Below are 13,874 nucleotides of genomic sequence, written 5' to 3'. Positions count from 1 at the left end.
AGTCTGCCGGTTCACCGCCGTCACGAGGTGGCGGCGGCCGATTCCCGCTCCTGGGTCGGCAGTTCGCGCATGCGCGCCAGGGGCGAGGGCAGCAGCCACAGGACCGCGAAGACGCCGCCCACCGTGGCGATCCAGAGGGTGGGCCGGAGGCCGAGCGCGGTGCCCAGCACGCCTCCGGCGAGCGCTCCGAGGGGACGGAATCCGTGGTTGAGGGTGCGGAAGGCTCCCATGACCCTGGCGCGCATGGTCTCGGGGATGAGCGCCATCTGGAAGGAGCCGGCGGCCACGTCGACGATCATCACGCCGACGCAGGACAGGAATTCGGCGGCGAACAGCACGCCCACGACGAGCGGCGGCGGTCCGTCCGCCGCGGGTATGAGGACCAGCGGCAGGGTGAAGCCGAGGAAGCCGGCGACGATGGAGCCGCCGATGCCGAGCCGGCGGACGACCGCCCCGCTCCACATCGCCCCGAGCAGACCGCCGACGGCTCCGGCGCCGAGCACCAGGCCGAGCAGGCCCGCGCCGAGACCGAGGTCCTGGGTCGCGTAGAGCACGAAGAGGGTGTGGAACATGTAGTTGAAGAACTGGACGGTGCCGGAGGCGGAGAAGAGCGCCCGCATCGACGGCTCGCGCAGCACCCACCGCATCCCCTCCGTGAAGTGCCCCTTGGCCACGGCGGCCGGGGCGGCCTCGGCCGGCCGGATCCTCGCCAGGTATCCCGCCGACGTCAGGTAGGTGAGGGCGTCCGCGAGCAGCGCCACGGGAGCGGTCAGCACCTGGACGAGGACGCCGCCGATGCTGGGCCCGGCCAGCCAGGCCATCGAACGGCTGCCGTTCACCAGCGAGTTGGCTTCCACATAGCGGTCGGCCGGGACGAGGGACGCGAACAGTGTGGAGTTGCAGACCTCGAAGAGCACCGACAGCGCGCCCACCCCGAAGGCGACGAGGTAGAGCTGGCCGAGCGTCAGCAGGTCGAGGGCGTAGGCGACGGGCAGGGTGAGCAGCAGCGCGGCCCGCCCCAGGTCCGTGGCGATCATGATCCGGCGGCGGTCGGCCCGCCGGTCGGCCCAGGCCCCGAAGGGCAGGTTGAGCAGCAGGGCCGGGAGGAGTTCGAGGGTCTTGAGCCAGCCCATCTGGGCGGCGTCGGCCCCGAGCACGAGCACGGCGGTGAGCGGCAGAGCCATCAGGGAGATCTGGTCCCCGACGAGCGAGACGGTCTGCCCCGTCCAGTAGCGGCGGAAGGTCCGCTCGCGCAGCAGCGCCGGAACCCGTGCGGTGAGGCCCATCCTCGTCACTCCTCGTCTTCGTCGGTGTCGGGGTCCAGGTAGGCGATCTTCAGGAAGCTGACGGCCCGCGCGCCCGCGGGCCGGACGGCCGGGTCGTCCTCACGGTCGAGGTAGACCCTGAGCAGGTCGTCGATCCGCTCGCCGAGGGTGCGCAGCTCGTCGGGGGTGACGTACACGAGGGCGTCCCCGAACAGTTCGGCCTCCCGCCACTCCTTCGTGACGCCCGTCCGGCTCTCCAGGACCTGGGCGAACCGTCCGAAGTAGCGCTCGGCGACGGCCACGTTGAGCTCGTCGGTCGCCTGCGCGACCGAGGGGTCCTCGCTGTAGCCGGGCCACTCGGTGTACCGGGCGGTGGCCCGCCAGGGCTTCTCCCTGCCGCGCCCGCCCGGCGCCTCCTCCACGAGCCCGTACTTGGCGAGTATCCGCAGGTGGTACGAGCAGCTGGCCACCGATTCGCCGGTCAGTTCGGCGGCCCGGGTGGCGGTGAACGGCCCGTGTCGGCGCAGCAGCCCGACCAGGGTCATCCGCAGGGGGTGGGCGTAGGCCCGCAGCGCCCGGGGGTCGGTCAGCCTGACGCTGTGGCGCTTCTCGCCCTCGGGGTGCGAGGCACTGTTCTCCGTCATGATGTAAAGCTATCTATAGAAAGACTCCTTTACAAGGATTGCTTTACAAGCGTTTCTTTACAAGCGGGGCGTTCCCCGGGGGTCACCAGCCGCGCGCCACCGCCACCAGCCCCCTCCCCGCACCCGTCACCGCGATCGCCCCGTCCCGGTCCGTCCGCAGCACCCGCGCCCCGCCCGCCCGCAACGCCGCCAGCGTCCGGGGCGACGGATGCCCGTACGGGTTGTCCCTGCCGGCGGACACCAGAGCCAGCCGTGGCCGCACCGCACCGGTCAGCCCCGGGTCCTGGTGCGCGGACCCGTGATGGGCGACCTTCAGCACGTCCACCGCCCCGAGCTCCGGATGCGCCCGCCACAGGGCCCGCTGCGCCGGCGGCTCCAGATCACCGAGCAGCAGCACACTCACCCCGCCCTGCCCCCGGACCAGCAGCGTGACGCTGGCGTCGTTCGGCCCGCCGTCCGGCGGCGCCGGCCCGGCCGGCGGCCACAGCACCCGCCACTCCAGCGCCCCGACCCGCCGCTGCTCCCCCGGCTCCGCCCGCACCACCGGCACCCCGGCGGCACTCGCCTCCCTCCGTACGAACTCCGCCTGCCCGGGCGGCTCTTCCAGCCCCGTGGTCTGGATCGCCCCGACCCTCCGCCCCTTCAACACCCCCGGAAGCCCGGCCACATGGTCGGCGTGGAAGTGCGTAAGGACCAGCAACGGCACCTGCCTCACCTCCAGTTCACGCAGGCAGCGGTCCACGGCCACCGGATCGGGCCCCGCGTCCACCACCACCCCCGCGCCCTCGCCGGCCGCGAGCACCGTGGCGTCCCCCTGACCGACCTGGCACATCGCGAACACCCAGCCCGGCGGCGGCCAGCCGCTGACCCAGCGCACCAGCGGCACCGGACGGGCCACCACGAGCACCAGCAGCACGACCACCCCGACCACCGGCCACGTCCGGTGCCGCAGCCGCCGCACCCCGGCCACCACCGCGACCGTCACCAGCGCGAGCGCCGCCCCTCCCCACCAGCCGCCGGGCCACGCCACCTCGGCACCCGGCAGCGCCGCGCCCGTCCTCGCCACCCGGGCGATCCACCCGGCCGGCCACCCCGCCACCCATGCCAGGCCCTCCGCCCCCGCCGCCCACACCGGCGCCACCGCGAGCGCCCCGAAACCGAACACCGTCGCGAGCGCCACCGCCGGCTCCGCGAGGAGGTTCGCCGGAATCGCCACCAGACTCATCCGAGCCGCGAAGACCACCACGACCGGCGCACTCACCGCCTGCGCCGCCAGCGCGGCGGCCAGCGCCTCCGCGAGCCGCCCCGGCACCCCGCGCCGCCGCAGCGCCTCGCTCCACCCCGGCGCCACCACGAGCAGCGCCCCGGTCGCGAGCACGGACAGCAGGAACCCGTAACTCCGCGCCAGCCAGGGGTCGTACAGCACCAGGACCAGCACCACCGCCGCCAGCGCCGGGATCAGCGACCTCCTCCGCCCGGTGGCGATCGCGAGCAGCGCGACCAGACCGCAGGCCGCCGCCCGCAGCACGCTCGGATCAGGCCGGCACACGACCACGAACGCCACCGTCAGCCCCGCCCCCGCCAGCGCGGTGCCACGCAGCGAGAGCCCGATCCGCGGAGCCAGCCCGCCCCGCTCCACCTGCCGCGCCCGCCCCGGACGTCCGACGAGCAGGAGCAGCACGATCGACAGGTTGCTCCCCGAGACCGCCAGCAAATGCGTGAGATCCGTGGCCTCGAAGGCGTCCCGCAGCTCCGTGCCGATCCGCGAGGTGTCCCCGACGACCAGGCCCGGAAGCAGCGCCCGCGCGTCCGGCGCCAACCCGTCGGTCGCCATGCGCAGCCCGGCCCGCAGCTCGCCGGCCGTCCGCTGCGGCGCGCTCGGCGGCGCCACGACCCGCGGCGGCCCGGCCCCGGCCTTCAGCACGGCCGCGTACGGATCCCCAGGGTCCCTGGGCGGCGCGAAGCGGGCACCGACCCGCAGCCGCGTGGACGGCAGCAACCGCAGCCAGGCGTCCCGCCCCTCCCCCGGAGGCACGATCAGCAGCACCGGCGCCCGGGTCCGCACGACCGTCCCGTCCGTCCGCTCCACCCGGACCACCTCGGCATCCATCACCACCGACACCGGCACCATCGCCCGCCCGCTCACCCGAGGCCGGGTGAGCCGAGGATCCGAGGTGACCGTCACCTCCGCCCAGGCCCGCCCGTACTCCCCCGCCAGGACCGGAACCGGCCCCCTCCTCAGGTCCGCCGCGTGCAGCCCCGCCGAAGCGGCTCCCGCCGCGGCGCACAGCAACACCCCCGCCCACGCCGTCGCCCGCAGCCGCCACCCCGGCGACCCACCGCCCCGGCCTCCTCCTCCCGGGCCGACCCCCACGGCGGGATCCCGCCCCCTGGTCAACCACCGCGCCACCGCCGGGATCAGCGACGCCGCCGCTCCGGCCAGGCAGAACCCCACACCGGCCACCACCCACCAGCCCGCCACCCCCAGCGCCGCCGCGGCCGCCGCCCACGCGGCCAGCGCCGGCGGAACGAGCCGCAGATCGGCCGGCTCCTCCTTCCACCCCTCCTCGTCCCGCGTCACGGCCGCACCAACGGCTGAAGGTCCGCGAAGCGCCGCTCGCCGATCCCGTCGACCTCGCGCAACTCCTCGACCGAGCGGAAACCGCCCCGCTCCGTCCGGTGGTCGACGATCCGCCGCGCCAGCACGGGCCCCACGCCCGGCAGCCCGTCGAACTGCTCGGCCGTCGCCGTGTTGAGACTCAACGGCACCCCGCTCCCGCCCGCCCCCACACCCGATACCGCGCCCGGTGCCGCACCTCCCCCGGCCGGCACTCCGGGCACCCCGACGAGCACCTGCTCGCCGTCGAAGAGGACCCTGGCCCGGTTCAGCCCCGTCAGATCCGCCCCCGCCCGCACACCCCCCGCGGCCCGCAGCGCGTCCGCCACCCGCGACCCGGCCGGCAACGTCAGCACCCCCGGCCTGCGCACCTTCCCTCCCACGTCGACGACGACCTCCCCAGCGGCCGCACCACCCCCCGAACCAGGCACCGTTGAAGCCAACGCCCGCGCCGACGCCGACGCCGACGCCGGCGCGGGCGAAGCCGCCACCGGCGCGACCCTCACGAGCTCCGGCGCCCGCACCTGCTCCGGCCGCCCCGCCCAGAAGAATCCGCCCGCCGCGCAGGCCGCCACCACGAGGACCACGGCGAGCGCCGCCAACGACCTCGGCTCAAGCCCGCACCGTGTCTGCACCCACAGCGGCAGCCGCTCCCGCACTGCCGCCCGCCACCGCCGCTTCCCCACGGCCTCGACCACAGGCTCCTCGACCACCATCGGCTCCACGACCGGCGCTGGTGACGGGGGTGAATGCGGAGGTGGAGGTGGAGGTGGAGGTGGAGACGGGGGCGAAGGCGGAGGCGGAGACAGAGGCGGCGGAAAGAGTGCGTCCCCCCGCACACGGGCCCGCCGCCGCGCCCGCCCGGGCGGAGCACCCCGCCGAGGCCCCACGGGCGCGGGCCCGACCCGGGAGGAACGCGAAGAGCGAGAAGAGGTCGAAGACGAATCGGAGAACGAAGAAACAGCCGTACGAAGATCCATGCCTGCGACGGTAGGGTCCGCCGCAGCGCCGTGCCGTCGCCCGCCGACTTCCGTGGACAGCGACGACCCTGTGGACAACTCCCTCACCCACAAGGGTGAAAGAGCCCCGCTCAGCGGGGTGAGACGACCACCGCGAGCAGCCCCGGCCCGGTGTGCGCGCCGATCACCGCGCCGACCTCGCTGACGTGCAGCTCCCCGATCCCGGGGACGCGGGCCCGCAGGCGTTCGGCCAGCGCGTCGGCCCGCTCGGGCGCTGAGAGGTGGTGCACGGCGATGTCGACGGGCCCGGAGCCGGCCTGCTCGACGGCCAGCTCCTCCAGCCTCGCGATCGCCTTGGACGCGGTCCGCACCTTCTCCCGCAGCTCGATGCGGCCGCCGTCGAGTTCGAGGAGCGGCTTCACCGCGAGGGCGGAGCCGAGCAGCGCCTGCGCGGTCCCGATCCGCCCGCCCCGGCGCAGATAGTCCAGCGTGTCGACGTAGAAGTAGGCGGAGGTGTCCCCGGCGCGCTTCTCGGCCGCCGCGACCGCCTCCTCCAGCGAGCCCCCACCCTCCACGACCTCCGCCGCCGCGAGCGCGCAGAAGCCGAGGGCCATGCCGATCATGCGCGTGTCCACGACCCGTACGGGGACGGGCGCGTCCTTCGCCGCGAGCACGGCCGCGTCGTAGGTGCCGGAGACCTCGGCGGAGAGGTGGAGCGAGACGATCCCGCGCGCACCCGCCTCCGCGGCCTCGCGGTAGGCGGCGGCGAAGACCTCGGGGCTGGGCCGGGAGGTGGTGACGGGCCGCCGCTTCTGCAGTGCCTCGGCGAGCGATCTGGCCGAGATCTCGGTGCCCTCCAGGAGGGCGCGGTCGCCGATGACGACGGTCAGCGGGACCGCGGTGATGGCGTGCCGCTCCATCGTCTGGGGTGGCAGGTAGGCCGTTGAATCGGTGACGATCGCGACATGCCGGGACATGAGCGGGAGGTTACCCGCCGCGACCGCCGCTCGGCAGCCCGGCCCCGGTCACAGCCGCTCCCGCGATCGCGTGGACCGTCCGGTCCCCTCTGCCGGCGGTCAGCCCGCGGACTCCGGCCGCGCCGTCTTCTCCCACGGGTAGGCGGTCGTCCGCGGGTCGGGCGCCGTGATCGCCTGCGGCGTCTCCCCGACCTGCGGCTGCGGCTGCGGCTGCGGCTGCGGCTGCGGCGACGTCTGCCCAGACGTCCCGGGGGCCGACTCGTACCAGGCCGTCTGCGCGGCCTCCGGTCCGGCGGTCTCCCGGTCGACGGCGGTCCAGTGGCGCAGCGCGCCCGTCTCCACGTCGATCTGGGCGCTCAGCGTCTCCAGGTCGTCCTCGGCGAACCGGCGGGCCCGGTCGTGGGCGGCCTGTCGCAGCGCGTCGGCCGAGCCGGTGATCCGCTCGGTCCGCTCGGTCAGGGCGGGCAGCTGCCCGGCCACGTACGCCTTGTCGGGCTCCCGCTCCAGCCGCTTGAGGTCCTCGTCCAGCTCGCGACCGTGCGCGCTGAGCCGGGCGAAGAGGTCGAGCGACTCCCGCAGCGAGGCGTCCTCGACGGCCCCGGCCTGGAGCGCGTCCTGGGTGGCGCGCATCGAGGTGCGCAGCGCGAGCCGCAGCTTCGCCAGCTCGGCGGCGACGCCGATCTGTCCGAAGCTCTTGGCCCGCAGCGTGGTGTCCTCGACGGTGCGTCTGGCCTGGTCGAGGGTCCGGTCGACGCCGCGCTTGGCGGCCTTGGCCACCTTCACCGTGGCGTAGACCCCGAGCGCCACGAACGAGAGGAAGAGCAGCGCCAGGATCGTGACAATCGTGGCTTCCATGTGCGTGGCTCCTCAGGCTCCGACGGCGTCCCACAACTGTGGTTCTTCCACGGTAAACGGAACGGGCAGGCGGAGGGTTCCATCGGAACCCCCAACCTGCCCGTAGGGGAAACCCCTAGTCCCGTCGCGGCACTCAGGCCACGATGTTCACCAGCTTCGGCGCGCGCACGATCACCTTGCGGATCTCGGCGCCGCCGAGGGCCGAGACGACGTGCGGGTCGGCCAGCGCCAGCGCCTCCAGCTCGGCGTCGGCGATGGACGGCGGGACCTCCAGGCGGGCCTTGACCTTGCCCTTGATCTGCACGACGCAGGTCACGGTCTCGTCGACCAGGTACGCCGGGTCGGCGACCGGGAAGTCCTGGTGGACGACCGAGTCGGTGTGACCGAGGCGGCGCCACAGCTCCTCGGCGATGTGCGGGGCGAGCGGGGCGACCAGCAGCACCAGCTGCTCGGCGACCGGGCGGGAGACCGCGCCGCCGGCCTTGGTCAGGTGGTTGTTCAGCTCGGTGATCTTGGCGATGGCCGTGTTGAAGCGCATCGCGGCCATGTCCTGCGCGACGCCGTCGACGGCCTTGTGCAGGGCGCGCAGCGTGTCCTCGTCGGGCGCGGTGTCGACGACGGTGACCTCGCCGGTCGCCTCGTCGACGATGTTGCGCCACAGCCGCTGCAGCAGCCGGTACTGGCCGACGACGGCGCGGGTGTCCCACGGGCGGGAGACGTCCAGCGGGCCCATCGCCATCTCGTACAGGCGCAGGGTGTCGGCGCCGTACTCGACGCAGATCTCGTCCGGCGTGACGGCGTTCTTCAGGGACTTGCCCATCTTGCCGAGGACGCGGCTGACCTTCTCGCCCTCGTACCAGTAGGCGCCGTCGCGCTCCTCGACCTCGGCGGCCGGCACGGCGATGCCGCGGGCGTCGCGGTAGACGAAGGCCTGGATCATGCCCTGGTTGTAGAGCTTGTGGAAGGGCTCGGCCGAGGAGATGTGACCCAGGTCGAAGAGGATCTTCGACCAGAAGCGGGCGTACAGCAGGTGGAGCACGGCGTGCTCGGCGCCGCCGACGTACAGGTCGACGCCGCCGGTGGGCATGGACTCGCGCGGACCCATCCAGTACTGCTCGATGGCCGGGTCGACCAGCTTCTGGTCGTTGTGCGGGTCGAGGTAGCGCAGCTCGTACCAGCAGGAACCGGCCCAGTTGGGCATGGTGTTGGTCTCGCGGCGGTACTTCTTCGGCCCGTCGCCCAGGTCGAGGGTGACGTCGACCCACTCCTCGTTGCGGGAGAGCGGGGTCTCGGGCCGGGTGTCGGCGTCCTCCGGGTCGAAGGTCCGCGGCGAGTAGTCCTCGACCTCGGGCAGCTCCAGCGGGAGCATCGACTCGGGCAGCGCGTGGGCGACGCCGTCCTCGTCGTAGACGATCGGGAAGGGCTCGCCCCAGTACCGCTGGCGGCTGAACAGCCAGTCGCGGAGGCGGAAGTTGACGGTGCCCTCGCCGATGCCGCGGTCGGCCAGCCAGGCGGTGATCTTCGCCTTGGCGTCGACGACGCCCAGGCCGTCCAGGGAGATCTCGTCGTTGGCGGAGTTGACCAGCTTCGCTTCGTACGAGCCGAAGGCGTCGTCCCAGGTGGACGGGTCGGTGCCGCGGTCGTCGTTGGGCTCGACGACGCAGCGCATCGGCAGCTCGAAGGCGCGCGCGAAGGCGAAGTCGCGGGCGTCGTGGGCGGGGACGGCCATGATGGCGCCGGTGCCGTAGCCCATGAGGACGTAGTCGGCGATGAAGACGGGGACCTGCTGGCCGCTGACCGGGTTGGTCGCGTACGCGCCGGTGAAGACGCCGGTCTTCTCCTTGGCGTCGGCCTGCCGCTCGACGTCGGACTTGGAGGCGGCCTGCTTGCGGTAGGCGTCGACGGCCTCGGCCGGGGTGGCGTGGCCGCCGGTCCACACGTCGTGGGTGCCCTCGGGCCACTCGGCCGGGACGATCTTCTCGACCAGGTCGTGCTCGGGGGCCAGGACCATGTAGGTGGCGCCGAAGAGGGTGTCCTGGCGGGTGGTGAAGACGGTGATGGCGCCGGTGTCGCCGACCTGGAAGTCGACGCGGGCGCCTTCGGAGCGGCCGATCCAGTTGCGCTGCTGCAGCTTGATGGCCTCGGGCCAGTCCAGGCCGTCGAGGTCGTCCAGCAGACGGTCCGCGTAGGCGGTGATGCGCATGTTCCACTGGCGCAGCTTGGACTTGAAGACGGGGAAGTTGCCGCGCTCGGAGCGGCCGTCGGCGGTGACCTCCTCGTTGGCGAGGACGGTGCCCAGGCCGGGGCACCAGTTGACCGGTGCCTCGGAGGCGTACGCCAGGCGGTACTCGCCCAGGACGTCGGCACGCTCGGCGGCGGACAGCTCGGCCCACGCGCGCGTGGAGCCGGGGACCTCACGGGTGCCGTTCTCGAACTGCTCGATCAGCTCGGCGATCGGGCGTGCCTTGGCGGCCTCGGTGTCGTACCAGGAGTTGTAGATCTGCAGGAAGATCCACTGGGTCCACTTGTAGTACTCGGGGTCGATCGTGGCGAACGACCGGCGCTTGTCGTGGCCCAGGCCCAGCCGGCGCAGCTGGAGCTTCATGTTCTCCATGTTGGCCTCGGTGGACACGCGCGGGTGCGTGCCGGTCTGCACGGCGTACTGCTCGGCGGGCAGGCCGAAGGCGTCGAAGCCGAGGGTGTGGAGCACGTTGTGGCCGGTCATGCGCGCGTGGCGGGCGAAGACGTCCGTGGCGATGTAGCCGAGCGGGTGGCCGACGTGGAGGCCCGCACCGGAGGGGTACGGGAACATGTCCATGATGAACTTCTTGGGGCGGGCGGCGACCTCGGGGTCGCCCGCCAGGTCACCGGAGGGGTTCGGCGCCTCGTAGGTGCCCTCGGCGTCCCAGACGTCCTGCCAGCGTGCCTCGATGTCGGCGGCCATGGCCGCCGTATAGCGATGCGGGGCCGCCGTCTCGGCGGCCGTGTTGATCTCGGTCATGGTCCTAGAAGCTCCATCGATCGTCTCTGCCCACTGCCACGAACTGCAACGAAATGAAAAATCCCCTCGCACAGGAGGGGACGCCGCGCCGACTCCGACGGGGTGTCTTCCGCCCGTCGGGACTGGTCAGCGCGGCTCGATAAGCAGGAGGCGTACGGCACGCATGGCGCCAGGGTACCGCAGCGCTCACACGGGCCGCATCGATATCCACAGGCCGGTCGGGAACGACGAAGCGGGCCATCCGATCCGGATGACCCGCTTCTTCCTTGTGGAGCTAAGGAGAATTGAACTCCTGACCTCCTGCATGCCATGCAGGCGCTCTACCAACTGAGCTATAGCCCCTCATATGCGGCGTTCAGCTTACCGCAGAAGTGCGGAGAGCCATCCGGAATGGATGGCCCATCTGCCTTCTGTGGAGCTAAGGAGAATTGAACTCCTGACCTCCTGCATGCCATGCAGGCGCTCTACCAACTGAGCTATAGCCCCTCGTGATCGTCCGCCCGGCTCCCTCTCGGGTCTTCCTCGCGGCGACGGACAGAACAGTAACCGGCCGCCGGGCAGAACTCCAAATCCGTTTCCCGGGCACTGTCGGAGGCTCCGGGTAGGGTCGCCCCCTGTGTCCCCCTCCGTGTCCCCCTCCACTCCTTCCCCGTCCCGCGCCCGGCCGTGGCCCCTGGTCGCCGCCGCGGCGGCGTGCCTGATCTCGTTCGCGGCCTTCTGGGTGGCGCAGCGCGTCGCCCACGTGAACATGCTCGACGTCATGGTCTACCGGGCCGAGGCCGAGACCCTGCGGGCCGGCGGTGACCTGTACGCGATGCGCGCCACCTCGGCGAACCTGGCGATGACCTATCCGCCGTTCGCCGCCGTGCTGTTCCTGCCGCTGACCCTGGTGGGCGTCCCGCTGATGCGGACGCTGTCCACGGCGGGGAACCTGCTTCTCGTGGTGGCGCTGGTGCGGCTCTCGCTCCAGCTGGTCCGCCCGGTGCTCGCCTCGCCCGCGCGGCGGGCCGATCTGTGGCGTACGACCCTGTGGGTCGCGGCGGTCGTGGTCTGGTGCGAACCGGTGTGGACGACCCTCCGGTACGGGCAGATCAACCTGCTGGTCGCGGTGGCCGTGCTGTGGGACTTCACCCGCCGCGAGGGCAGCCGCTGGGCGGGCCTGGGGATCGGCCTGGCGACCGCGGTGAAACTCACACCGGGCCTCTTCGTGGTGCTGCTCCTCGTCGCCGGGCTGCTGCTGTGGCGGCGGGACCGGGGGATGAACCAGTGGCTGCGCACCGCGCTGACCGCGACCGGGGTCTTCCTGGTCACGACCCTGGCCATGGCGGTGGCGCTGCCGGCGGACTCGAAGACGTTCTGGACGCGCACGCTGTTCGAGACGGGCCGGGTCGGGCACGCCGAGGAGACCGCGAACCAGTCCCTCAGCGGGGTCCTCGCCCGGCTGATGCACACGGACGCGCCCGGGCTGTGGTGGCTGGCGGCGGCGGTCCTGCTGGGCGGCGCGGCGATGGCGCTCGCGGTGCGGGCGGCGGTGCGCGGCGACAGGGCGGTGGCCGTGGTCGTCACCGCCTTCACGGCGCTGATGGTCTCGCCGATCTCCTGGTCCCACCACTGGGTCTGGTGCGTGCCGCTGCTGATCCTGCTGTACGACCGCACGCGCGCGTGGGGTGCGACGGGCGCGGTGGCCCTGGCCTTCGCCTCGTTCGCCCTGTGGTGGGTGCCGCACGACCCGGGCCGCCCCGAACTCGACCAGAACGCGGGTCAGATGCTGCTGTCGGCGGTCTACCCGCTGACGGCCCTGGCGGTCTTCGCCGGGTACGCGCTGACGGTGCGCGGGTCCCGGCCGACGGCGGACCCGGAGGTTCCCCGGCAGCGGGTGGCGCTCCGGGAGCGTCAGGCCGTGGCGAAGGAGTAGAACCGCTTGAGGGTGCAGTGCTCGTCGAGGAGCCGGCCGTAGATCGGCTCCCCTTCGAGCTCGCGGTAGGTCTCGATGGGGTCGCCCTTTATGATCAGCGCCCGCGCGCACTCCTCGCACCAGTACTGGTACTCGGGGTTGACGGGGTCCATGTCCCGCACGATGGGCGTACCGCTGCCGCACCAGTCGCACTTCCGCCTGTGCGCACCCAAAGGCCACCCTCCCGTCCGGACCTGATCCCCCTCCGGCCGTCCGATTCTGCCATGGCCGGGCGGCCCTCAGAAGTGACAAAACGACAGATCCCGCCCCCCTGCTGGGGAACGGGATCCGGTGACTGTGGAGCTAAGGAGAATTGAACTCCTGACCTCCTGCATGCCATGCAGGCGCTCTACCAACTGAGCTATAGCCCCTCGCGCTCTCGGCGCTCAGCGCCGCGAACAAGAAGAACTTTAGCCTGTGACCTGCCGGAAAGTGAAATCCGGGCTGCCACGGGGCCCTGAGGCCCGGTCCGGGACGTCAGGTGTCGTCGCCGAGGACCGGCTCGGGCAGCGAGCCGGCGTTGTGCTCCAGGAGGCGCCAGCCGCGCGCGCCCTGGCCGAGGACGGACCAGGAGCAGTTCGAGAGGCCGCCCAGGCCCTCCCAGTGGTGCGGCTCCAGGCCGAGGAGCCGGCCGATGGCGGTGCGGATGGTGCCGCCGTGGCTGACCACGACCAGGGTGCCGTCCGCCGGGAGCTTGTCGGCGTGCTCCAGGATCACCGGGGCGGCCCGGTCGGCCACCTCGGTCTCCAGCTCGCCGCCGCCGCGGCGCACCGGCTCGCCGCGCTTCCACGCGGCGTACTGCTCGCCGAACCGCCCGACGATCTCCTCGTGCGTGAGGCCCTGCCACTCCCCCGCGTACGTCTCGCGCAGCGCGGCGTCGTGGGCGACCGGGAGTCCGGTGAGCGAGGCCAGCTCGGCGGCGGTGGCCGCCGTCCGCTTCAGGTCGGAGGCGACGATCGCGTCGGGGCGGAGGGCGGCGAGCAGCCGGGCGGCGCGGCGGGCCTGGTGGACGCCGGCCTCGGTGAGCTCGATGTCGGTCGAGCCCTGGAAGCGGCGCTCCAGGTTCCAGGAGGTCTGGCCGTGGCGCCACAGGACGATGCGGCGGCCGGTGCCGCCCTTGGCGGTGCTCAGCTCAGCTCACCGTCCGCCCTGTCGAGGTCGGCGCCGGTGAGGGCGGCGTGCTCGGCGGCCTTGCCGCGGGTCTTGACGGCGTCCTCGGGCAGGGGCAGCTCGGGGCAGTCCTTCCACAGCCGCTCGAGGGCGTAGAAGACCCGCTCCTCGCTGTGCTGCACGTGGACGACGATGTCGACGTAGTCGAGGAGGATCCAGCGGGCGTCGCGGTCGCCCTCGCGGCGGACCGGCTTGGCGCCGAGTTCCTTCTGGAGCCGCTCCTCGATCTCCTCGGCGATCGACTTGACCTGGCGGTCGTTGGGCGCGGAGGCGAGCAGGAAGGCGTCGGTGATCGACAGCACGTCGCTGACGTCGTACGCGATGATGTCGTGAGCGAGCCGGTCGGCCGCCGCCTGGGCGGCGGCGTTGACGAGCTCGATGGAGCGATCCGTGGCGGTCACAAGCAGGCTTTCGTCGGCGGTCGAGTACCCC

At 72.8% G+C, this 13,874-nt stretch carries 11 protein-coding genes and 3 tRNA genes; 1 reads left to right on the top strand and 13 read right to left on the bottom strand.

What is annotated here, in order from left to right:
* Positions 1 to 20 precede the first annotated feature (20 nt).
* From HHL19_RS02070 to HHL19_RS02030, 9 genes are all read right to left on the bottom strand, one after another.
* Entirely contained in the window at positions 21 to 1,286 is a 1,266-nt protein-coding gene (locus tag HHL19_RS02070; protein WP_169084902.1) for an MFS transporter, read from the bottom strand.
* A gap of 5 nt (positions 1,287 to 1,291) precedes the next feature.
* The gene (locus HHL19_RS02065) at positions 1,292 to 1,909 is read right to left on the bottom strand and encodes a helix-turn-helix domain-containing protein (protein ID WP_169084900.1); all 618 of its coding nucleotides are present in this window, start codon (positions 1,907 to 1,909) and stop codon (positions 1,292 to 1,294) included.
* 82 nt (positions 1,910 to 1,991) lie between these two features.
* Positions 1,992 to 4,490, bottom strand: coding sequence for a ComEC/Rec2 family competence protein (locus HHL19_RS02060; RefSeq protein WP_169084898.1), 2,499 nt, complete (start codon positions 4,488 to 4,490; stop codon positions 1,992 to 1,994).
* The gene (locus HHL19_RS02055) at positions 4,487 to 5,242 is read right to left on the bottom strand and encodes a ComEA family DNA-binding protein (protein WP_346768232.1); all 756 of its coding nucleotides are present in this window, start codon (positions 5,240 to 5,242) and stop codon (positions 4,487 to 4,489) included. The genes HHL19_RS02060 and HHL19_RS02055 overlap by 4 nt, the downstream gene beginning before the upstream one ends.
* A 374-nt stretch (positions 5,243 to 5,616) precedes the next feature.
* On the bottom strand, positions 5,617 to 6,462 hold the full coding sequence (locus HHL19_RS02050) for a DegV family protein (RefSeq protein ID WP_169084896.1): 846 nt from the start codon (positions 6,460 to 6,462) through the stop codon (positions 5,617 to 5,619).
* Between the two features lie 99 nt (positions 6,463 to 6,561).
* On the bottom strand, positions 6,562 to 7,317 hold the full coding sequence (locus tag HHL19_RS02045) for a hypothetical protein (protein WP_169084894.1): 756 nt from the start codon (positions 7,315 to 7,317) through the stop codon (positions 6,562 to 6,564).
* 133 nt (positions 7,318 to 7,450) lie between these two features.
* Entirely contained in the window at positions 7,451 to 10,318 is a 2,868-nt protein-coding gene (gene leuS / locus HHL19_RS02040; RefSeq protein ID WP_169084892.1) for a leucine--tRNA ligase, read from the bottom strand.
* 269 nt (positions 10,319 to 10,587) lie between these two features.
* Positions 10,588 to 10,660, bottom strand: a tRNA-Ala gene (locus HHL19_RS02035).
* Between the two features lie 71 nt (positions 10,661 to 10,731).
* Positions 10,732 to 10,804 (bottom strand) — tRNA-Ala (locus HHL19_RS02030).
* A 142-nt stretch (positions 10,805 to 10,946) separates the two neighbouring features.
* On the opposite strand from HHL19_RS02030, the gene HHL19_RS02025 reads away from it, so the two are divergent.
* A complete protein-coding gene (locus HHL19_RS02025; RefSeq protein WP_169086212.1) occupies positions 10,947 to 12,233 on the top strand; it encodes a glycosyltransferase 87 family protein in 1,287 nt (428 codons plus the stop codon).
* On the opposite strand, the gene HHL19_RS02020 is transcribed toward HHL19_RS02025, so the two are convergent.
* The 4 genes from HHL19_RS02020 to rsfS form a co-directional block, all read right to left on the bottom strand.
* Positions 12,212 to 12,445, bottom strand: a complete 234-nt coding sequence (locus tag HHL19_RS02020; RefSeq protein ID WP_026277450.1) for a hypothetical protein — start codon at positions 12,443 to 12,445, stop codon at positions 12,212 to 12,214. The two genes, HHL19_RS02025 and HHL19_RS02020, sit on opposite strands and share 22 nt — an antisense overlap.
* Before the next feature lie 125 nt (positions 12,446 to 12,570).
* Positions 12,571 to 12,643, bottom strand: a tRNA-Ala gene (locus HHL19_RS02015).
* A gap of 106 nt (positions 12,644 to 12,749) precedes the next feature.
* The gene (locus tag HHL19_RS02010) at positions 12,750 to 13,403 is read right to left on the bottom strand and encodes a histidine phosphatase family protein (protein WP_169086210.1); all 654 of its coding nucleotides are present in this window, start codon (positions 13,401 to 13,403) and stop codon (positions 12,750 to 12,752) included.
* Entirely contained in the window at positions 13,400 to 13,843 is a 444-nt protein-coding gene (rsfS, locus tag HHL19_RS02005; protein WP_169084890.1) for a ribosome silencing factor, read from the bottom strand. The genes HHL19_RS02010 and rsfS overlap by 4 nt, the downstream gene beginning before the upstream one ends.
* Between the last annotated feature and the right edge of the window lie 31 nt (positions 13,844 to 13,874).

This window comes from Streptomyces sp. R302 (assembly GCF_012927245.1).
Taxonomy (GTDB): domain Bacteria; phylum Actinomycetota; class Actinomycetes; order Streptomycetales; family Streptomycetaceae; genus Streptomyces.
The sequence above is the reverse complement of the archived record's forward strand: the minus strand, read 5'-3'. Positions and strand labels throughout refer to the sequence as shown.

Bases quoted from the DNA above. Each gene is read 5' to 3' on its own strand.
- HHL19_RS02070 (WP_169084902.1), bottom strand. From the start codon at position 1,286: ATGGGCCTCACCGCACGGGTTCCGGCGCTGCTGCGCGAGCGGACCTTC.
- HHL19_RS02065 (WP_169084900.1), bottom strand. From the start codon at position 1,909: ATGACGGAGAACAGTGCCTCGCACCCCGAGGGCGAGAAGCGCCACAGC.
- HHL19_RS02055 (WP_346768232.1), bottom strand. From the start codon at position 5,242: ATGGTGGTCGAGGAGCCTGTGGTCGAGGCCGTGGGGAAGCGGCGGTGG.
- HHL19_RS02050 (WP_169084896.1), bottom strand. From the start codon at position 6,462: ATGTCCCGGCATGTCGCGATCGTCACCGATTCAACGGCCTACCTGCCA.
- HHL19_RS02045 (WP_169084894.1), bottom strand. From the start codon at position 7,317: ATGGAAGCCACGATTGTCACGATCCTGGCGCTGCTCTTCCTCTCGTTC.
- leuS (WP_169084892.1), bottom strand. From the start codon at position 10,318: ATGACCGAGATCAACACGGCCGCCGAGACGGCGGCCCCGCATCGCTAT.